The following is a 20,010-nucleotide window of genomic DNA, read 5'->3' on the forward strand; positions in this document are numbered from 1 at the left end:
CTTTCAGGTTACAAATAGAGAGGGATTGGAGTAAGGGATTATATAATGCCGAGTTTGTGGATTTCTTTAGCAAAATCTTGAGCTCTGTTAGGGTTAAGATGGCCTTGGAGGTAGGTCCTGATTTCAGCTGGTCTGGCGTTTAGGATCTCGCATAGTGCTTGTATGTTGTAGCCATGACGAGATAATTCAGCAGCAGGACTGTTTAAATCAGTTACAAGTACTGATTGAATAATATCAGGAGTAATTGGTTTGACACCTACTGTATACCCTTGTTCTAAGCTTCGAGAAAGGTAATGGCTGATTTGCAAAGGTGTTACTAGGCTGTTTATCAAAAGCTCCATAGCTTCAGCAGTAATGATGTCACCTTGAGTTACATCTTTGTTGCAGCATTGTTCAAACAACCATGAGCCATAATGCAGCTTATTTTCTACCCAATGATTAAGGTAAAAGATCTGAGATCTTGCGCCTATCTGTTCCATAGAAGGACGTTTAAGGTCGTTAGATAATTTAGGGTGACCAGCAAGTATAACAGCTAACTTACAATCATTGCTATAAACAAGTTCCATAAGTCTTTTGAGCGAAACAAGTGTGGGGTTCGAAGCAGAAAGCAACTTGGATAAACTAATTGATTCAAAAGGTGAAAGGCAAGGTAAAAAGAAGACTTTTGATAGGATAATAAAAATCTTTATTTTTTATGTAAGATGGAATAATCTAGTTATTGGCTTTTGAAAAGGGATAAATAAGGTTTTATATACCTTAAATAAGTGCTTTTAGCATACATTTTATATGCCAAAAATAGCCTTAAATGATACACAAAAATTATAAAGTAAATTATAATCTGGTAAATAAATCCTTCTTAATTCAATAAGTTAGCCCTGATCTATAAGATTTTTGTGAAATTGCAAGGGTTTTTAACATAAAAAAAGTAAATGGATTTTTGATGGATTAACTTAGCTTAATTGCTCTTACAACAGACATTTAAGGGGTATAGCTTTTCTGTTTAGAACCCTTAAATTATTACCCATTGTCTGTAGGCATTAACGCCTCACATAAACCCAGTTCATCACATATCACGCTCTCAGTATCGCTTATATGCTCTTGTATATATCCTAGATTATTGTCTAATTTATCGATTATTTTTGGATCAGTTAGAAATTTGAGGTTTGGAATGATTTTATCCTTAGGAATATTTAGTCCTATCAATGTTTTTATTTGAGATATTTCTCCTTTTATTTTACCTTCCAATTTACCTTCTAATTTACCTTCTAATTTAGCTGCTTCTTTAGCTTCTTTCAATTCTTTTTGATGAGCTTGCTTTTCCCTTTCGCGCTCTTTAGCTTCTTCAGCTTCTACGCTCTTAATAGCCCAGTACTCTAACTTTTGGTCATGAGTCCAATTTGACATTTCCATAATCTTATAAGCCTCTTGAATTTTTGGATGAACATCTTGCGGTATCCCTTCCATTTTATTGCAATTATTAAAAAAGTCCAACCACTCGATTTGAAATTTGCATTTTGACTTCTTTTGCTCAGAGATTTCATTTCTATAATTTTTAAAACGTTGAAGTTCAAAAAATTTCCAATGCATCTTATTTCCAGGCATTTTTTGATTTAATTCTTCAATATATGGTACTACAGTCTTCTCATATTCTTTATCTGGTTTATCTATAAGCTGTTCTAAAGAATAATCACGAATAAATAAATCCTCCTTAGCGATAACTAAAATATATGTATCTCTCATTTTCAAATGATATAAAGCGGATTCTCCCTCTTTAACTTGTCCAGCTATGATTTTAGCCATGTACTCTTGAGTACGAGGCAGAAAATATCGCTTATAACCTCTTTGCATTTCTATAGCTATCTCTTTACCTTCTTTAGTAGTACATCTAACATCTACAGTGCTTTTAACTCCTTCAACATCATCGTGATTTATAGCTGGATCTATGACTTCTAAAGATACTATTAGATTATCCCCTTCAAAATTTAGTAGACTATTTAAAAAGTGAATTATTAGCTGCTCATTTCCTTTTTTAAAAATCATTTTAAATGTTTTATCATATGTTGGATCGGCAAAAATCTTAGATTCAGACAAGTTTTTCTCGTCTAAACCGGCTTCTTCAGCATTCCTTTTATTAGTCATAAATTTAGTTTTTAGAATTTTATTGTTCATATGATAGTTAAAAATCTAAATTTTTTCTAGCTGCTTTATTACATCTTTAGGAGCTTTTGGTCTAATTTGGCTTTTCTTTTACATGCCAAGCTCTGCAAAAGTGTGGTTTGAAGCAGAAAGAAACCTGGATAAACTCATTACCTCAAAAGCTGCTCTGCAAGGTTGGAAAGAGACTCTTTTTCTTATCCAAAACTAGCATATAAATTTTGTGTAGATTTTGAGTGTTTGTAATACCTAAGGTAATGCTTGAGCCAACTATTAGCTTCTTCAATCGAGGAAGGTTTTTGAAAATGATATAAAGATTCCAGCTGATTTTGTACCGTGTTAAAGGCTCTTTCTACTTTCCCTTTAGATCTAGCTGTCACTCTTCTTCCATCACTACCCGCTGGCATGTGAGTGCGCAATGTTATACCTAATTGTTTGCATACTCTCTGAAATACTAAACTTTTAGCAACTGGGCCATTATCCGTATAAATCATTGCAGGAATACCTTGGAATGGCAAGCTCTTCTCTGATTTGGCTGACATAGCATTAAACAAAAACTTCAGTGACATCAAAACATTCTCTCCTTCACTTAAATGGTATTCCTGATACATCGCGCCACTCCTATCATCTACTACGCTTGCAAGTATTACTTGCTTATCTTTACCGAAATTATCTTTGATATGTTTAAATCTGAAGGGGTAAAATCAAGTTGCCAGCATTCATTACTTTTGGTCGCTTGAAAACGTACTGCTAAAGGCTGACAATTAAAGTTTTTAGAATTTAGCCCAAAACGCTTCAAGTAGCGATTAATGGTAGCCTTTTTTAACAAACCTTTACAAGGGATTACTCTTCTTCCTTCCACATCTACTCCATGATTTTCTAATATCTCTATTGCTCTTGGTGTAGATAATTACTTACCTTTTTTATAGTAGAGCGCATTTTTAAGGCAGCAATCAATTCACAATAATTTAACATTTGCTCCTTACTGATCTTTCTAGGCGTGTTGTAATCAGAACGTCCAATGTTATAAGGATGACGATACTTCTTTATAGCTCTTCGTACCGTAGCAAGCGATACATTAAAAGCCTTTGCTGTGTTTTCAATCAAGCTTCGTCTAGCTGGATGCCTAGGCGATAAATTAGCAAGCTCATAATATAACCCCTCTATCACCTCTGTAGGAATAAGCTTGCGCATCATATTATGCTACCTCTTTAAAATTATTAGGCTTAGCAATGCTCCTTTTCTTCATCCAGTAATGCAAATTTGCTTCCGTACTACCGTAACGCTCAGCTATAAACTTCTGAGTCGCACCATTACTAAGCAAAGCCTCAATCTCTGGACGATAGATATCCAACTTACTTTTACCGATACCCCTAGGTCTTCCTAAGATCATGCCAGCATTCTTACGAGCCTTTAATGCCTCAGCTGTACGGTTAGAAATTAGCTCTCGCTCTATCTCAGCAGCCATAGAAAACGCCATAGCTACAACTTTGCTAGCAATAGTATCATCTAATTGCCAACTGCCCTTAATAGCATAAATAGCTATACCTTTTTGCGTCGCTATGGATAAAATCTCCATGCACTCAAGCATGCTACGTCCCAAACGAGAAAGCTCACTGACTATAATCTTATCCCCTTTTTGTAGCTCATCTAAAATGCCTGCAATTTTCCTCTTTTTCCAACTCACCTTACCAGATGCAACTTCTTCTACAAAATGCACCTTACCCAAATTTTTCTCGTTAGCTAAATGCAAAATAGCTGCTCTATTTTTTTCTAAATTTTGATCAATTGTTGATATTCTCAAATATGCTACTGTTTTTGTCATAATTGTTTATTTTTTAAGCTAAAAATCAAGTATTAAAAGAAAACTTAATTATTAGCTTAATTTTATAACAATACCTATAAAAACAACAATGTTATTTACTGAATTTTTATGACGAAAATAACGTTCCTTTTCTTTTAATTTATTACACTACAGAATCAAACAAGGTGAGCCGGATTAAAATATAGGAACAATTAATGTGAGCGTGTGCCGTAGCGAAGCTATGGGAGAGATGGCAGTAGGTCTGCCGAAGTCGATTACCAGAAATTGCCTTCAAACCACCTTGGGCGGCTGTTATTAAGAGTAATGGTCGTGAGCGCATGAGGAAAGTCAGCATGAGCTGGCGAGGTATGGATTAGAAAGACGAACGTAAGTGAACCTTCGATGACGCATCGTAAGGTTGCTAGTATAACATCAAAACCAAAGGCGGCTCATTCTTTTGGGATAAACCTATCGGCAACTCTGGACGTTGGGTAGGTGGTGTTCGGTGTGGAGAAGGCGTGATTCTAATTTAGGCTCTCTTATGGAACTGCGGGAATTTGTCGTTTTGATGATAAGGGAGAAATCCAAGTAACTAAAATTACAAGGATGAGAGTACCGATGCAAAGCACAAGGGCGGATGAGTTCGTAGTAGTGTTGAAGTCTTTGTAATGAAAATGGAGCGAAGGGACTCAGTTAGATAGTCAATGTTGATAATCAACTGTAACAAGAAGGAATTATTGAGAGATGACAAAACCATTTAATATACCTAAAGATTTGGTATTCAAAGCCTACAAGCATGTGAAGGCTAATGCTGGAGCTGCTGGGCTAGATGAGCAATCAATTTCTGATTTTGAGGTGAAACTAAAAGACAATCTTTACAAATTATGGAACAGGTTGTCTTCGGGAAGTTACTTTCCTCCGCCTGTTAAAGCGGTAGCCATACCAAAGAAGTCGGGAGGCCAAAGAATATTAGGTGTACCAACTGTATCTGATCGAATAGCCCAAATGGTCGTAAAACTCATACTGGAACCAGAGATAGAACCTTGTTTCTTGAATGATTCTTATGGGTATAGGCCTAATAAGTCGGCTTTAGATGCAATCGGAATTACACGCCAAAGGTGCTGGAAGTACGATTGGGTACTAGAGTTTGACATAAAGGGGCTGTTTGATAACATATCTCATGAATTGATGATGAAAGCTGTGAAGCTGCATACGAATGATAAATGGGTAATACTTTACGTTGAAAGATGGCTTAAAGCTCCTATTGTGATGCCAGATGGAACTAGCAATGCTAGAACCAAAGGCACCCCACAAGGTGGAGTAATAAGCCCTATTTTAAGCAATTTGTTTCTTCATTATGTATTTGATATATGGATGAGCAGAAAATATCCTCAATTACCTTGGTGTAGATATGCTGATGATGGCTTGGTACACTGCAATACACTTGCAGAAGCAGAGAAATTGTTGGAAAATTTGCAACAACGCTTTGCAGAATGTGGGTTAGAATTGCATCCAGATAAAACGAGAATTATCTGTTGTAAAGTAAAGAATAAGGAATATTCTAACAAGGTCTTTGACTTTCTAGGATACACATTCAAACCAAGGCTGGTGAATAACTGTAAAGACAATTGTTTATTTATAGGATTTACTCCAGCCATAAGTAAGAAATCTATTCAAGCAATACGACAAGAAATTAAGAGTTATAAGTGGCACTTGCGTAGCGATTTGTCTTTGGAAGGAATCTCTGAAAACTTTAATTCAGTCCTAAGAGGATGGATTAACTATTTTGGGAAATATTCCCCTGAGGCATTAAAACCTATTGCAAGATACTTTAATTCTATTCTAATCAAATGGGCAATGCGAAAGTATCTGAGGCTCAAAGGACATAAAATAAAAGCTATTCAATACATTGAGAAAATAGCTCAAAATGATCCAAAATTGTTTGCACATTGGTATCAAAGCAAAGGATTTGTGGTTATCTAATGGGAGCAGTGTGAGTTGAGAAGCTCATGCACTGTTCTGCGAGGGGCTAGCGGGGAAGTTCTGCTGGCCTACTCACCCCAACTGGATTTATAGAGTCAATCAATTTGGTCCAGTCTTTGCGGATAAAAGCGAGCCGAGCTCATTTAGAAATCAAGCCGCCACATCTAGGTAATTTATGCTAAGTAATACTCAGATTAAACATGTTGGTAAAAACGGCCAAGTTTCTTTAGGCAAGGAATATGCTGAAAAGCAAATACAGATTTCTAAACTCTCAGATGGGACTTTAATAATTAAGCCTGGAAAATTTATTCCTGATAATGAGCTGTGGCTTTATACTCAAAATAATATTGAAAAATTAGATCAAGCTATAAAGTGGGCTGAAAACGCTCCTAGAAAAGAGACTAACCTAACTGAGTTAATAAATTAGGAAAAGATGTCTAGAATACTTTTAGACATGAATTATCCAGCTTTTCAACAGTCGCTTTTCGGATTGGAGAAAGTTGAGCAGAGAGCTATATTAAATACTCTTAAAAAAAATCTCGCAATTAAGCTGGGAAGCCTTATACATCGATAAAGGGATCAAATGGGAGCTGATTGCTTCTAAAAGTACTTCTAAAGGTAATAATTTGTATTCTTTTAGATTTTCAAAAAAAATATAGAGGCACTGCATATAGAGATGGTGAATATTTAGTCATACTGAATCTCTTTGTGGATCATGACGGTGCTTACAAGTAAATAATCTTTTTTTGGTATTGTTAACTTAGAATAAACTTTAAGGGTATTTTTATGCATTGTCTTAAATGTAGCTATTCTAAGTCAACCAAAGCTGTTTTTACAAGGAATCTACAGCGTTACAAGTGCTCTTGATATTGGGATAAAACAAACCATTATAAATGAGCTACAAGCTATCTATAAAGATCAAAACCTTTATTCTTACGAACTTGGTCAAATAAGAAATTTAAGGTTTGTACATGCTTGTACATTAGAGTACACCGATGTAAAAAGTGCTTGTTAGAATCTATTGATGATTGCCTAATCTATTGTATTTCCTGCTTGATATACAAAAATCAGGGTCCAGCGGTGCAAAAGTCTAAAGTGGCGGCTCGTCGTACGTTCCGTAACACTCCGCCTAATATCACCCAGCTCTGTCCAGGATAAAATTCTCTTCATCTCACGACACCCCCTGTACTTTTGCACCGCTGGACCCCTTTATATAACATTTTACCCTAATAGATTTAAACTTGCCTCCTGATCAATGTTATCTGCATCGCTTGTTGCAAGTATCTCTTCATTTAAAAGCTTAGATTCTGCTCTATCAGATTCACCTGAGGATTTTTGACGTTTAGCAGGTTGAATATTTTCAATATCACTTTCGGAATCTACTATAATAGCTGCTCCACCCCCTGGTTCGGTACCTCGAGAGCGTTTAGAAAAATTACGGCCTATCTGAATTAAATCTGCAATATTAATTTCTTCAATTAATTCTTCACCGGTTAAATTTTTAAAAGCTTTGTTTATTGAGAAAACAAGTGATTTATCCAATAGAGTTACATTATCTTTTTCTTCTAAGTTCTTACATGATCTTTTAAACTTAAGTAAGTTATCTTTTAATGTCTTTTGTATCACTTCTGGAATAGCTTCATAAATTATTAAAGAAATATATTCTATTGTCTTTTTAACTTCTGAATTTTGTAAGTCCATCAAAACGTTTAAAATATTCAGAAGGCCTAAAACTTTTTCTAAAAGCTGGCATTCTCTTGCATTAGAAATATTTTCAGGATTAATGGTATATTCTAAGCATTGAAGTAATTGGGGGTTTGTAAGATCTATCTTAGCATTATATTTAGACAGTAACAGTGTTGCGTGCGCCTGTTGTTCAATTATAGCGTAATATATGGGCGTTTCGCCATAGTTGTTGATAGCATTAACATTAATACCTTCTGCTTCTAGAAGAGCCTTTATTGCCTCGATATACCCCTTTAATGCAGCAATATGCAAAGGTGTAACCCCGTTATTATCGGTAACATTAACATTAATATCTTCTGCTTCTAGGAGGTGCTTTACTATATCGCTATATCCATTTCCTGTAGCCCAATGCAAAGATGTAAGCCCTTTATTGTCGGTAGCATTAACATCAACGCCTTTCGCTTTTAGAAGGATCTTTACTATATTGGTATACCCCTTTAATGCAGCAATATGCAAAGGTGTAAAGGTATCCTTGTCTTTAGTATTAACTTTAGTATCTTTTGCTTCTAGAAGAGCCTTTATTACCTCGATATGCCCTTTTCTTGCAGCCAAATGCAAATATGTGTCCTTTTCAGCTTTAGCATAATCAGGATCTTTTGCTTCTAGAAGAACCTTTATTACCTGGTTCTTTCCATATAATACAGCATAATGTAAAGGCGTAAACTCTTTATTATCGATAGCATTAATATCAGCACCTTTTGCTTCTAAAATGAGTCTTACTACGTTGATATGCCCCTTTAATGCAGCAATATGCAGAGGTGTAGTACCGTACGCACTTCTAGCATTAACATTAATATCTTTTGCTTTTAGAAGAACCCTTATTACCTCGGTCTCCCTGTATAATACGGCACAATGTAAAGGTGTAAAATTATTCTTGTCTTTAACGTTAACATCAGCATCTTTTGCTCCTAGAAGGCACTTTACTACATCGCTATGTCCATTTCCCGCAGCCCAATGCAAAGGTGTAAAATTATCCTCGTCTTTAGCATTAACATTAATATCTTTTGTTTCTAGAAAAGCCTTTATTATCTCGATATGCCCTTTTCTTGCAGCCAAATGCAAATATGTATCCTTTTTAGCTTTAGCATAATCAGGATCCTTTGCTTTTAGGATAACCTTTATTACCTGTCCTTTTCCATATAATACAGCATAATGCAAAGGTGTAAAGCCTTTATTATCGGTAGCATTAATATCAGCACCTTTTGCTTTTAGAAGGATCTCTACTACGTTGCTATAACCCTTAAATGCAGCAATATGCAAAGGTGTAAAATTATCCTCGTCTTTAGCATTAACATTAATATCTTTTGTTTCTAGAAGGATCTCTACTATCTTGCTATACCCCTTGAATGAAGCAATATGCAAAGGTGTAGGACCGTACATATTTTCAGCATAAAGATTAATATTTTTCGCTCCTAGAAGAACCTTTATTACCTCGACCTTCCCATATAATACAGCCCAATGCAAAGGTGTAAGACCTTTATTATCGGTAGCATTAATATTAGTATCTTTTGCTTCTAGAAGAGCCTTTATGACCTCGATATGCCCTTTTCTTGCAGCCATATGTAAATATTTGTCCTTTTCAATTTTAGCATAATCAGGATCCTTTGCTTCTAGGAGGCGCTTTACTATGTCGCTATGTCCATTTCTTGCGGCCCAATGCAAAGGTGTAAACCCCTTATTATCGATGGCATTAATATCAGCTTTTTGATCTAGAAGGAACTCTACTACTTCAAACTGACCCTTGGATGCAGCAGCATGTAGGGGAGTACAATCATTTGTGTCTTTTTCATTTACATCCGCTCTCAGTTCTTGCTCTAAGCGTCTTACTACTTCCAGGCGACTATACACTGTAGCAAGATATAAGGCACGTGCCTCATCGTTTTTTTCTTTATATTTTAACTCAGGGGTATTATCTATTCTTCTTATTAATTCAATAGCTCTCTGAAGTTGATTATTTTTTAGTGCCTCAATGAGGTCTTTAAGAATATTATTCATTTTTGATTAATTTATCTATTAAAAACCTATGTGTGTACTAATATCTTTATATTGCATTAATTTTACCTAAAGTAAAACCAGCACGCATATAAGTTGCAATATATCAATATTTATTGTGATATACTATTATATTTAACTTTTATGATATAATTGTTAAATAGTTAATAATCAAGCTTTATAGGTATCTTATATGAACAGAAACATGCAAAGATTAATACGTGTTATAGAAAATAAAGATAGTGCATTAGCAATAAGTTTAATGGAAGATAATCTTGTAGATCTCAACCAACCATTGTGTGAGGATAATGATTCTGAGAATTGTCCTTCTCCTTTGCATTATGCAGCTAGGTATGGGTTGATCGATGTAATAAGATATTTACTAGACCATGGAAGCAACCCTTTATATAGAGCTAAATTTTGTGAATATCCTATAACTTGGGCTGCAAAAGCAGGTCAATTAAAAGCCTTTAAAATGTTATGGGGTGCAATAGGTGTTGATAAGTTAGAGGAGAAAAAAATTGATATTATCAACTCCGTTATTCGATATGAGCCACATATCGAAGTAGTAAGATGGTTTGTCGAGCAAGGTGTAAGTATTAACGAAAAGCTTTATTATGGTCATAGGACACTTCTAGGAAGCGTAATTTATAGTGATGATATAAAAATAGTAGAGTACCTTATTCAGCAGGGTGCTGATGTTGATGTTCTTGGGGATTATAACAAAAACGTTTTTGAGATAACCAATAACCTTGAGATCATCAAGGTACTTATAAAACATGCCTCACAGTTTGATGCTGAGTCAATTAACACTGCTATAAGAGAAGCTGGATCTGCGGCAGTAGAATTACTTATAGAAAAAGGTATTGACTTAAACCAGAAAGATGATGAAGGTTTAATGCCTATTCATATTACTATATTAAATGAAAATATTGAGGTAATACGATCATTATTGAAAGTCAAAGTTGATATCCAGGTCAAAGATCAAAACGGTTATATCCCTATTGAATAAGCTGTCTGTAGTAGAAATGATGAGATAATAAAATTATTTAGAGATGAAAATATCGATATTGATTCTGTGACTGTAGAGGGTAATGAAGCTTGTCTATGGGCCATGATGCAAAAATTCGATAGCAAGTATGTAGCAAGAGCTATAGAGGAAGGAGGGGTTGAGGCAATAAGATTCCTTCAAGAAAAAGGTTTTGAGATAGATGAATGGTTCATTGAATTAAACAGTTTGAGAAGTTATAACATTGCTACTTTTGCTGTAGAAAATGGCAATGTGGAGGTAATCGAGCATCTTATAAATTCAGGTATAGATGTTGGTTCCGCTCAAGTTATACATGAAGCTATGATAGCAGCCATTAAGAATCATCATAGCCAGATAGTAGAGTTATTTATTAAGAAAGGTATTACTGCCCAAAAATATATGGGACTAGCTTTGGAAGAGGAAGATATAGACATAATTAAATTATTACAAAAAGCAGATGCAAACATACATCAAAAATGTCCTTTTCCTCGTGATTATGTAGGAGGAGTCCAACCTAATCCCTATAATGATATCACTATAGAATACGAGCTTCCAAATATAAAGAAAAGCGAAATAATAGAGTGGCTTAAAGAACAAAAAATAGCAGTGAACAAGCCTGATGGAGAAGGACGAATTGTCCTACATGGTGCGGTAAAGGCAGGTAGTATGCAAGTAATAAAACTACTTAAGGACCTCGGTGCTGACTTTACCGCTCAAGATAATGAAGGTAATACCGCTATGCACTATGCCGTTAAAAGTTTAAAGTATGGTATAGAAGGAGAAGTGTTAATAAAATTACTTAAGGATTTAGGATCTGATATTAATGCAATAAATAATGCAGGACTAGCTCCTATCCATGTTGCTGCATTGTATGGTATAGATTTAAGACCATTATTAGATAATGGTGCTGATATTAATCAGCCTGGTGGCGATAAAGGTTGGACGCCATTACATTGTGTTTTAGCAAACAACCGCATACAAGCAGCTGAAGATTTGATAGACGTAGGTGCAAACGTTAACGCTGAGGATTATGATGGCTTGACTCCTATTATGAAATATATTAGGGAACAAGGTTCTAGTGATAGGTATTCTCCTTATGTTATGAGAATCTTAATTATTGCAGGAGCGCATCTGCCTGTTAATTATCCCGATATTTGTATACATTTAGCAAAGCATAAAAAGGACATTCTCAAAGAATGTGATATGCAAGAAAAATTAACTGTACTTGCGAGTTTAGTAGATGCATTTCAAACGCAACCAAGTATAGCTCCGCCAGCCTTTTGTACACGTTTATATGAGGAGTTTATTAAAAAAAGCGAAGATATGAAAGAATACATAACTAAAGATCGATTAAATAAAGTAACTCATTTAGATCACTGCAAAGAAATAAAAGGTTGTCTTTCTGAAGCTAAAAAAGAACCATCAACAATGAATATTTCGGAGAACTTAGAACAAGTATTTGATAATAAAATTGAAGAGCTGCAAGATAATTATTTCAAAAGTTTAAAAATAATTTTTGGTTTCATTACAAGAGATCCTAGCAAAGAGTCTTCTAAAGTTCAAGCTTTGAATACTAAGGAAATTCAAAATAATATAGCAGAATGGATGTTTAGCGAAGAGATAGATAAACTGTATGCTAAAATTCCTGCAGGATATATGCCAGAAACTTCAGAGGAAGTAGCTGAGGGTAGACAAGCTAAAATACCTCGTTTAGAAAATCTAACTTCTGACTCAGCTGGATCAATAGAACAAAACTTACAAGCTGCTATGGGCTCAGACCATACGTTAGAAACTTTAGGTAGTAGTATGCACTAGGATGAGAGGACTAAAAACTACAGTGATCAAATCGTTAACAAAGTAGCTTTTTAAGGACAATATATGAAAACTATGAAATATTTAAAGCTTTGGTAGGCTTAGTAAATAAATTAATTAAAAAGAAACATCAAAAATGAAAAATGTTTATATGGAGGATAAAGTTGTACTTTTTCATGAATTAGCAGCTTTTGGAGATATTACTGATATTAAGAAAGTATTAGAGGACGGTATTAATATCAATATTAAGTATAATGGTTCTACGGCATTACATAAGGCTGCCCATCATCTTAATATACAAATTGTTAAGTTTTTATTAGATAGTAGAGCCGATGCAAGTATTGTAGATAAGGAAAGTCAAACCCCTCTTGCAGCTTTTAAAGCCGGTATAGGATCTTCAATAACTCCTATAACTTGTTTCATGCCTGGTAAATCTTTGCCAGTAGCACAGGGTACTCCATTTAAAATCGCACAAGAAATTACTTACTTACTTGAGGAAGCACAACGAGAATGCTTATTTAAAGCCATACAAGAAGATTGTCTTGAGGTTGTTCGATCAGCAAGCCAAAGCATTGATATTAATTGTAAAAATAAAGAAGGAAGAACGCCATTGCATGAAGCCGTATTAAAAGAGAACCTTAAGGTAGTTCAAGTATTAGTTGCAAAAGGGTCGAATTTAAATGATACAAATAACCATGGATGGACACCTTTGCATATCGCAGCCTATAAGGGGAATGCCCAAATAATTGAATGGCTTTTATTGCAAAGAGATACAAGGATTGACATAAAAAATTCTAACAATGAAACGCCTTTACATGTATCTCTTAGATCTCCTGCAAGTAATCCGGAGATTATTAAATTACTATTAGATGATAGTAGGATTAATTCTAAATGTATTAATACACAAGGCATTAGGGGTGAGACTTGTTTGCATATAGCTGCAGAAAAAGGGTATGACACAATAGTACAAGATTTGCTAAAAAAAGATGCTAGAATTGATGCCATAAGTTATGGAAAAGCCACCCCCTTGCATTGCGCTGCAAAAGATGGACATCTTAATGTAGTAAACACTCTTCTAAAAAAAGGTGCTAAAGTTGATGCTAAAATTGAAAAGGACAAATATTTACATATGGCTGCAAGAAAAGGGCATATCGAGGTCATAAAGGCTCTTCTAGAAGCAAAAGATACTAATATTAATGCTACCGATAATAAAGGTCTTACACCTTTGCATTGGGCTGTATTATATGGGAAGGTCGAGGTAATAAAGGTTCTTCTAGGAGCGAAAAATATTAATCTTTATGCTGAAAATATGTACGGTCCTACACCTTTGCATATTGCTTCATTCAAGGGGTATAGCAAGATAGTAGAGATCCTTCTAGAAACAAAAGATATTAATGTTAATGCTAAAGACGAGGATAATTTTACACCTTTGCATTGCGCTGCAGCAGATGGACATGTTGAGATAGTAAATGCTCTTCTAAAGGCTCTTCTACATAAGCATGTTACGGTTGATGCTAAAGATGAAAAAGGTTGGGCTCCTTTACATTGGGCTGCGAACAAAGGACATAGTACAGTAGTGCAAGCTTTGTTGGATGGAGGAGCTGATATTAACTCTAAAGATGAAAAAGGTTTGACTCCTTTGTATATGGCTGTGGACGGAGGGTATGGTACAGTAATACAAGTTTTGTTAGATAGGGGGGCTGATGTTAATACCAAAAAAAACAAACAAGGACAAACACCTTTACATATAGCCGCACACAATGGAGGTGTTGAGGTAGTAAAGGCTCTTCTAGGTAATGGTGCTAAGGTTGATGCTATAAATTATGCAGAATCTACTCCTTTGCATATCGCTGCAAAAGAAGGGCATAGCACAGTAGTACAAACTTTATTAGATGGGGGAGCTGATATCAATGCCCAAGAGGCAGGAGGTTGGACTCCTTTGCATATGGCTGTGGACGGAGGGTATGGTACAGTAGTACAAGTTTTGTTAGATAGAGGGGCTAATGTTAATATCCAAGGGAAGCAAAGTTGGACACCTTTGCATTTAGCCGCACAAAACCGAGATGTTGAGGTAGTAAAGGCTCTTGTAGAAAAAGAGGCTTACGTTAGTGTTAAAGGTCTAAAAAGTTGCACACCTTTACATATAGCCGCACAAAATGGAGGTGTTGAGGTAGTAAAGACTCTTCTAGGTAATGGTGCTGAGGTTGATGTTCAAGATAGTGCAAAAGCTACCCCTTTGCATACAGCTGCACAAAATGGACATAGTACAGTAGTGCAAGCTTTGTTGGATGGGGGAGCTAAGATTAATGCCCAAAAGGAAGAAGGTTGGACTCCTTTGCATATGGCTGTGGACGGAGGGTATGGTACAGTAGTACAAGTTTTGTTAGATAGAGGGGCTGATATTAACGCCCAAAAAAATAAAGAAGGTTGGACACCTTTGCATACCGCTGCATATAAAGGGCACGCTGCGTTAGTAAAAACTTTAGTAACCCGAGGTGCTAATGTTAGCCTAAAAGATGTAGAAGGCTTGACACCTGTTGAGCTTATTAATCCTAAAGTTCTAAATAATCCACATAAAATCATTGAAATACTTAAAAAAGCAGAAAGTAATCCTTTAAAAAAGATGAAAATAAACTCCGCTGTCTCTGATTCCAACCTTTATACATCCTTACAAAAAGCTATAATTGATAATAAGATTCGGGAGATTAAGAGGTTAGTAGAAGATGAAACTCTCGATGTTAATCAACCTAACAAAGAAGGTAAAACAGCCTTACATATTGCTACACAAAAAGGTCATCTTGAAGTAGTAGAATACCTAATAGACAAAGGTGCTAATGTTGATGCCCAAGATCAAAACAAATGTACACCTTTGCATTGGGCTGCATACAGGGGGCACCTTGATATCGTAAAATTTTTGGCTTCAAAAGCTGATATTGATGCTAGGGCTCAAAATGGCACTACTCCTCTACATCATGCTGCAGCAAATGGACATACTGCGGTAGTGGAGGCTTTGGTAGACAAAGGTGCTAATGTTGATGCCCAAGATCAAAACAAATATGCACCTTTGCATTGGGCTGGATGTAAGGGTCATCTTGATGTCATAAAGTTCTTGGCTCCAAAAGCTAATATTGAGGCTAAGGCTCAAGATGGCTCTACTCCTCTACATCTTGCTGCACAAAATGGACATACTGCGGTAGTGGAGGCCTTGGTAGACAAAGGTGCTGAGGTCAGTGCAAAAAATGTTCGAGGCCTTACACCTATTCAGCTTGTTTCTAAAGGCTCAGATGCCGCAAATAAAATAATTACAGTGCTTAAAGAAGCGGATAGTAATTCTTACACACGCTTACAAAAAGCTATAATTAATGAGCAAATTCAGGAGATTAAGAGGTTAATAGAAGATGAAACTCTTGATATTAATCAACTTAACAAAGAAGGTAAAACAGCTTTACATATCGCTACGCAAAAAGGTCAATTAGATACGATACAAATGTTATTATCAAATAAACATATTAATATAAACGCTCAAGATGGAGACGGAAATACAGCTTTGCATCTGTCTATGCAAAAAGGATTATTGAATGATAAAGGTGAAACATACGTTGTACAGCAGCTTTTGTATCGTTACGCTAACCCTTATGTTAAAAATAACTTAGGGTACTTACCTTGTGACTTAGCTGCAATTAATGGAAATATCACGGCAATAGAATGTTTTCTGAATCGTGCACTTATTATCATTGATGATGATAGAAATGCTTTGCTAAGCGAGCAAAATATCGCTAGCAAGTTCTTTTTAAATAAAGATGATATAACCCAACTTATGCATTTAGCTGTAAAATATAAACAATTAGAACTCCTAAAGTGGATGCTAGAAGAAAAAGCTAATATTGATGCTGCGGCTCAGAATGGGTTGACACCTTTGCATATTGCAGCGCAATATGGTCACCTTGAAATAGTCGAGTATTTCGTGAACGAAGGAGCTAATATTGAAGCTATAGAAACACACGGCGCTACTCCTCTGCATATGGCTGCAGGAAAAGGCCGCCTTGAAGTAGTCGAATATCTTCTAAGTAAAGGGGCTAATGTTGAGGCTGCAACTCATGGTGGGTTGACACCTTTGCATATTGCAGCAAACCAGGGTCAGCTTGAAGTAGTAGAATACCTAATAGACAAAGGTGCTAAGATTGAGGCTACAAGTTACAAGGGCGCTACTCCTTTACATATTGCAGCAGACCAGGGTCAGCTTGAAGTAGTAAAATACCTAGTAGACGAGAAAGCTGACATTGAGGCTACGGCTCAAGGTGGATATACTCCATTACATATTGCAGCACAACAGGGTCACCTTGAAGTAGTCGAGTATCTCTTGAGCAAAGAGGCTAAAATCGAAGCTGTACTTAGGGATTGCTGGACTCCTCTTCTTATAGCTACGAGAAGAGGCCACTTTAATGTTGTGCAAAAACTACTGGACAACAATGCTGACTGTAAAGCTATTACTAAACATCAAGACACAACTTTACATCTAGCAGTATCAAGCAACAACATAGATTTGGTTAAACTTTTCTTAGATAAAGAACTTAATCTAGAAGAAATTAAAGATGCTGATGGTAATACTCCTATGCAATTGGCTGAAAAAAATGGTAATCAAGAAATACTACAACTGTTATCTCAGGTTAAAAAAATAGATAAAGACAGCTTATCAGATTCCAAAAAAGACTATCAGCAGGAGGTAAATAGCAATAAAGAAGACGAGTTTAAAGCTTATAAACTAGATCAAGCTCAAGTGCAGAAGGATAGCAGTGTCATTAATCAGACAAATGATAGTGGTTGTTATGAAGGAGACCAAGCTAAAGCTAATAGACCGCCTCAAGCAACAACTTACCAACAAAATGATTATAACCTAGAAGAATCTTTAAATGAAGCACCTATTAATTGCCACAAAATGGATGGAGTTTCAGCTGAATTAGTAGGATGCAATACCGAGTCAAAAATTATAGAGTCTTCGCCTCAATAGGTTCCAACGACACAAAGATACAGTTTGAAATAGCAATAGCTTTTTTAATTATTTTTTTTCCAACGTTAGACCATATCGTCACTTATTGAAGACGACGCATTACCAGTTTCTTGAGACTCGTTGTTTAAAGGTAAGGCACCATCTATATAGGGCTCTGCACCCAAAACAGTTTCATATGATACTTCTACCTCATCATCTTTTTCTGATTCTGTTGAAGAAGAGGTATGTTGTTTTTTTGATGCTGAAGCTTCTGTATTTGAATCGTCGGCACTACGTTTTTCAGGTAGAATGGACGTATTTAGTTGGTCTGCTTGTTCTATTGTATCAACTATATTCAGCTCTGCTTCCAATTCTTCAATGTCAGTTTTAAAATATTTAGGAGGACAGTGTAATTTGTCTATTTTGCTTAGTAAGCCACTAAGTATATGCTGAAATTCTTTTGTATATCTTAAGTACTTGATGTACTGCATTTTCGATTTCAAGGTGTCATAAAATTCATTCAAAACTCTTTCTGATTCAAAAGAACGTGATTGATGTAATTCATTTTGATTTTCAATAACATTTTTATAATTATCGTTAACCTTGGAAATCGTTTCTTTAAAGATTTTTATTAATTCCTGAATATAATCTTTTTGGATTGTTTGATGGACTATATCGCTTCGTGATTCAGAATATTCTGAAATGGGAGAATAATAAGATTGATCTTTGTCTTTTTGATTCTGCATTTCGATTTCAATAGCATTGTCTATACACTTCAGTATTATAATAATCTTCGATGCTATATTGGGAACGTGATGTACTATTCTCTCAGATAGTTCTTCTTGGTTCTGGATAAAATGCTTCAACCATTTTTGCTTTAATAATTCAAATATTACATCTATTTGACCTCTCTTTAAAGCCAAATCTAGGATTGTTACTTCATCACCATAATAATTTATTTTAGTCTGAATATTTCCTTCTAATTCTGCCAAAAATTTAAACATATTTACTTTACCACAATCTATAGATGTAAATATGGGTGTCAAACCACTTGAGTCCTTTAATTGGCAATTTAAGCCTTTTTGATCCATGTACCGCATTACATTTACATGGTCTGTTTTAGCTATTTCATTAACTATACTACCATGCTCTTTAACAAACTCATCATCAAAGTCTAATCTAGCTCCTTTTTCTTCATGTAAATATTTTACTATACTCAAATGCCCATTTATTGCTGCTAAATGCAATGGTTGATAAGGTACTTCTCTGGGCTCAAAATTTTCAGATGATTCTATTGTAATTGTACGTTGAAAGTCCGCACCTTGCTTTACCAAATGTCTTACTACCTCAGAATACCCCTTCTCTGCTGCTCCATGTAAGGGATTTGGTGTATCTCTACCAGGGAATCTCAAGTTAATATCAGCATGATTGCCTATCAGGATCTTTACTAAACTTATATCCCCTTGCTCTGCTGCTAAGTATAAAGGTGTGACTTTCTCTTCATAAAAGTTTTTTTTATATGTTTGATTTTCTTTTCGGTAAATAATACTAATATTAGGATTAAAACCTTCTGCTAAAAAACTTTGAACAGCTTCTAAATCTCCTTTATATACACTCTTGCAAAAAGATTCAACCTGCTCTAAATATTGCTGTATTGGTTCGGATAGAGCAGAAAAATTGAATTTTTGAAAGATATATGGCGTATCCATACCATCTAATTGCATCTCCATATCAGCTCCTTGACTAAGTAAGTATTTCAACATGTCCAGATTATTGTTTTTTGCTGCTAAAGGCAATAAAGGGTTATACTTATTGAATGCAGCACCATTTTGTATTAAATATTTTACTATCCCTATATAGTTATTTTTCACCGCTGGAATTAATGCTCGTGTTAACGCATTTTTAAAGTTATCTTCTTTATGTATGTCTCTGCCTATAAGATCTTCTATGATATTTTGGTGTCCATATTGTGCTGCTAAATAAAAAGGACATCCACTGCTTGGTCTTATATCAACACCTTCTGCTAACAGATTTTGTGTATCTTCATCTTTTTCAATTAGAGGTTCTGCAGCTATAAAATCGTTATCTTCTTCTAGCAGCCTTTGTACCTCTTCTATATTTCCATCTTTCACAGCGAGGATAAAATTTTTCATTTCTTCTGTCATATTTAATTTATTTTGTATTAATGCATTTAGGTTTATGACTTTTATGACCATAATAACACCTAATTAAAGAAACTGCAATTTTGAGGAATAATGTATTAGGTAGTTGCTACGATGAAAAGTTACAGAGCAACTCTGGTTACGTGCAGTCAAAATTTTGGTTCGAAAAATTTTGTCCTGGATAAAGCGGAGGGGCATTAGAATAATGCAGGCTTAGTTGGAGTTGATTTATTGTGTAGTATATTTATTCGCTAGCTTTAAAGAACTATTATACTTTGAAAATTATGCTATTTGTTATACCAGGTAAAGCTAAAATATGAGAAACTTTGGGCTTAGAGGC

Annotated in this window: 12 protein-coding genes; 5 read left to right on the forward strand and 7 right to left on the reverse strand. The window is 35.2% G+C overall.

The window, feature by feature from the left end:
• Positions 1 to 38: 38 nt before the first annotated feature.
• The 5 genes from phytr_RS06290 to phytr_RS06315 all read right to left on the reverse strand — a co-directional run bounded on the left by phytr_RS06290 (position 39) and on the right by phytr_RS06315 (position 3,979).
• Positions 39 to 566: a hypothetical protein gene (locus phytr_RS06290; RefSeq protein ID WP_106875010.1), complete on the reverse strand. Its 528-nt coding sequence runs from the start codon at positions 564 to 566 to the stop codon at positions 39 to 41.
• Positions 567 to 1,017: 451 nt separating this feature from the next.
• Entirely contained in the window at positions 1,018 to 2,139 is a 1,122-nt protein-coding gene (locus phytr_RS06295) for a PD-(D/E)XK nuclease family transposase (RefSeq protein ID WP_158706906.1), read from the reverse strand.
• A 212-nt stretch (positions 2,140 to 2,351) separates the two neighbouring features.
• Positions 2,352 to 2,765 carry a hypothetical protein gene (locus phytr_RS06300; RefSeq protein WP_234352493.1) on the reverse strand — a complete coding sequence of 138 codons (414 nt, stop codon included), beginning with the start codon at positions 2,763 to 2,765 and terminating at the stop codon, positions 2,352 to 2,354.
• Between the two features lie 277 nt (positions 2,766 to 3,042).
• A complete protein-coding gene (locus phytr_RS06310) occupies positions 3,043 to 3,351 on the reverse strand; it encodes a hypothetical protein (RefSeq protein ID WP_106875014.1) in 309 nt (102 codons plus the stop codon).
• A 1-nt stretch (position 3,352) separates the two neighbouring features.
• The gene (locus phytr_RS06315; RefSeq protein WP_106874744.1) at positions 3,353 to 3,979 is read right to left on the reverse strand and encodes a recombinase family protein; all 627 of its coding nucleotides are present in this window, start codon (positions 3,977 to 3,979) and stop codon (positions 3,353 to 3,355) included.
• 723 nt (positions 3,980 to 4,702) lie between these two features.
• Between phytr_RS06315 and ltrA the strand changes: the two genes are divergently transcribed.
• A complete protein-coding gene (gene ltrA, locus phytr_RS06320; protein WP_106874743.1) occupies positions 4,703 to 5,941 on the forward strand; it encodes a group II intron reverse transcriptase/maturase in 1,239 nt (412 codons plus the stop codon).
• 175 nt (positions 5,942 to 6,116) lie between these two features.
• The gene (locus phytr_RS06325) at positions 6,117 to 6,368 is read left to right on the forward strand and encodes a hypothetical protein (RefSeq protein ID WP_106875015.1); all 252 of its coding nucleotides are present in this window, start codon (positions 6,117 to 6,119) and stop codon (positions 6,366 to 6,368) included.
• 794 nt (positions 6,369 to 7,162) lie between these two features.
• On the opposite strand, the gene phytr_RS06335 is transcribed toward phytr_RS06325, so the two are convergent.
• Positions 7,163 to 9,682: an ankyrin repeat domain-containing protein gene (locus phytr_RS06335; RefSeq protein ID WP_106875016.1), complete on the reverse strand. Its 2,520-nt coding sequence runs from the start codon at positions 9,680 to 9,682 to the stop codon at positions 7,163 to 7,165.
• Positions 9,683 to 9,872: 190 nt separating this feature from the next.
• Here phytr_RS06335 and phytr_RS06340 point away from each other — a divergent pair, with 190 nt between their 5' ends.
• The 3 genes from phytr_RS06340 to phytr_RS06350 all read left to right on the forward strand — a co-directional run bounded on the left by phytr_RS06340 (position 9,873) and on the right by phytr_RS06350 (position 17,529).
• Complete coding sequence (locus phytr_RS06340; RefSeq protein ID WP_106875017.1) at positions 9,873 to 10,691, forward strand: ankyrin repeat domain-containing protein; 819 nt, start codon at positions 9,873 to 9,875, stop codon at positions 10,689 to 10,691.
• Positions 10,692 to 10,757: 66 nt separating this feature from the next.
• Positions 10,758 to 12,524 carry an ankyrin repeat domain-containing protein gene (locus phytr_RS06345; RefSeq protein ID WP_106875018.1) on the forward strand — a complete coding sequence of 589 codons (1,767 nt, stop codon included), beginning with the start codon at positions 10,758 to 10,760 and terminating at the stop codon, positions 12,522 to 12,524.
• Positions 12,525 to 12,657: 133 nt separating this feature from the next.
• Complete coding sequence (locus tag phytr_RS06350; RefSeq protein ID WP_106875019.1) at positions 12,658 to 17,529, forward strand: ankyrin repeat domain-containing protein; 4,872 nt, start codon at positions 12,658 to 12,660, stop codon at positions 17,527 to 17,529.
• Between the two features lie 65 nt (positions 17,530 to 17,594).
• On the opposite strand, the gene phytr_RS06355 is transcribed toward phytr_RS06350, so the two are convergent.
• A complete protein-coding gene (locus tag phytr_RS06355) occupies positions 17,595 to 19,724 on the reverse strand; it encodes an ankyrin repeat domain-containing protein (protein WP_106875020.1) in 2,130 nt (709 codons plus the stop codon).
• Positions 19,725 to 20,010: the final 286 nt, after the last annotated feature.

It is taken from the genome of Candidatus Phycorickettsia trachydisci, from assembly GCF_003015145.1.
In the GTDB taxonomy this organism is placed as follows: Bacteria; Pseudomonadota; Alphaproteobacteria; order Rickettsiales; family Rickettsiaceae; genus Phycorickettsia; species Phycorickettsia trachydisci.

What these genes read in the sequence shown, in the direction of transcription:
- phytr_RS06325 (WP_106875015.1), top strand. Translation starts at nt 6,117, where the DNA reads ATGCTAAGTAATACTCAGATTAAACATGTTGGTAAAAACGGCCAAGTT.
- phytr_RS06350 (WP_106875019.1), top strand. Translation starts at nt 12,658, where the DNA reads ATGAAAAATGTTTATATGGAGGATAAAGTTGTACTTTTTCATGAATTA.
- phytr_RS06335 (WP_106875016.1), bottom strand. Translation starts at nt 9,682, where the DNA reads ATGAATAATATTCTTAAAGACCTCATTGAGGCACTAAAAAATAATCAA.
- phytr_RS06295 (WP_158706906.1), bottom strand. Translation starts at nt 2,139, where the DNA reads ATGACTAATAAAAGGAATGCTGAAGAAGCCGGTTTAGACGAGAAAAAC.
- phytr_RS06340 (WP_106875017.1), top strand. Translation starts at nt 9,873, where the DNA reads ATGAACAGAAACATGCAAAGATTAATACGTGTTATAGAAAATAAAGAT.
- phytr_RS06355 (WP_106875020.1), bottom strand. Translation starts at nt 19,724, where the DNA reads ATGGTCATAAAAGTCATAAACCTAAATGCATTAATACAAAATAAATTA.
- phytr_RS06290 (WP_106875010.1), bottom strand. Translation starts at nt 566, where the DNA reads ATGGAACTTGTTTATAGCAATGATTGTAAGTTAGCTGTTATACTTGCT.
- ltrA (WP_106874743.1), top strand. Translation starts at nt 4,703, where the DNA reads ATGACAAAACCATTTAATATACCTAAAGATTTGGTATTCAAAGCCTAC.
- phytr_RS06310 (WP_106875014.1), bottom strand. Translation starts at nt 3,351, where the DNA reads ATGATGCGCAAGCTTATTCCTACAGAGGTGATAGAGGGGTTATATTAT.
- phytr_RS06300 (WP_234352493.1), bottom strand. Translation starts at nt 2,765, where the DNA reads ATGTATCAGGAATACCATTTAAGTGAAGGAGAGAATGTTTTGATGTCA.
- phytr_RS06315 (WP_106874744.1), bottom strand. Translation starts at nt 3,979, where the DNA reads ATGACAAAAACAGTAGCATATTTGAGAATATCAACAATTGATCAAAAT.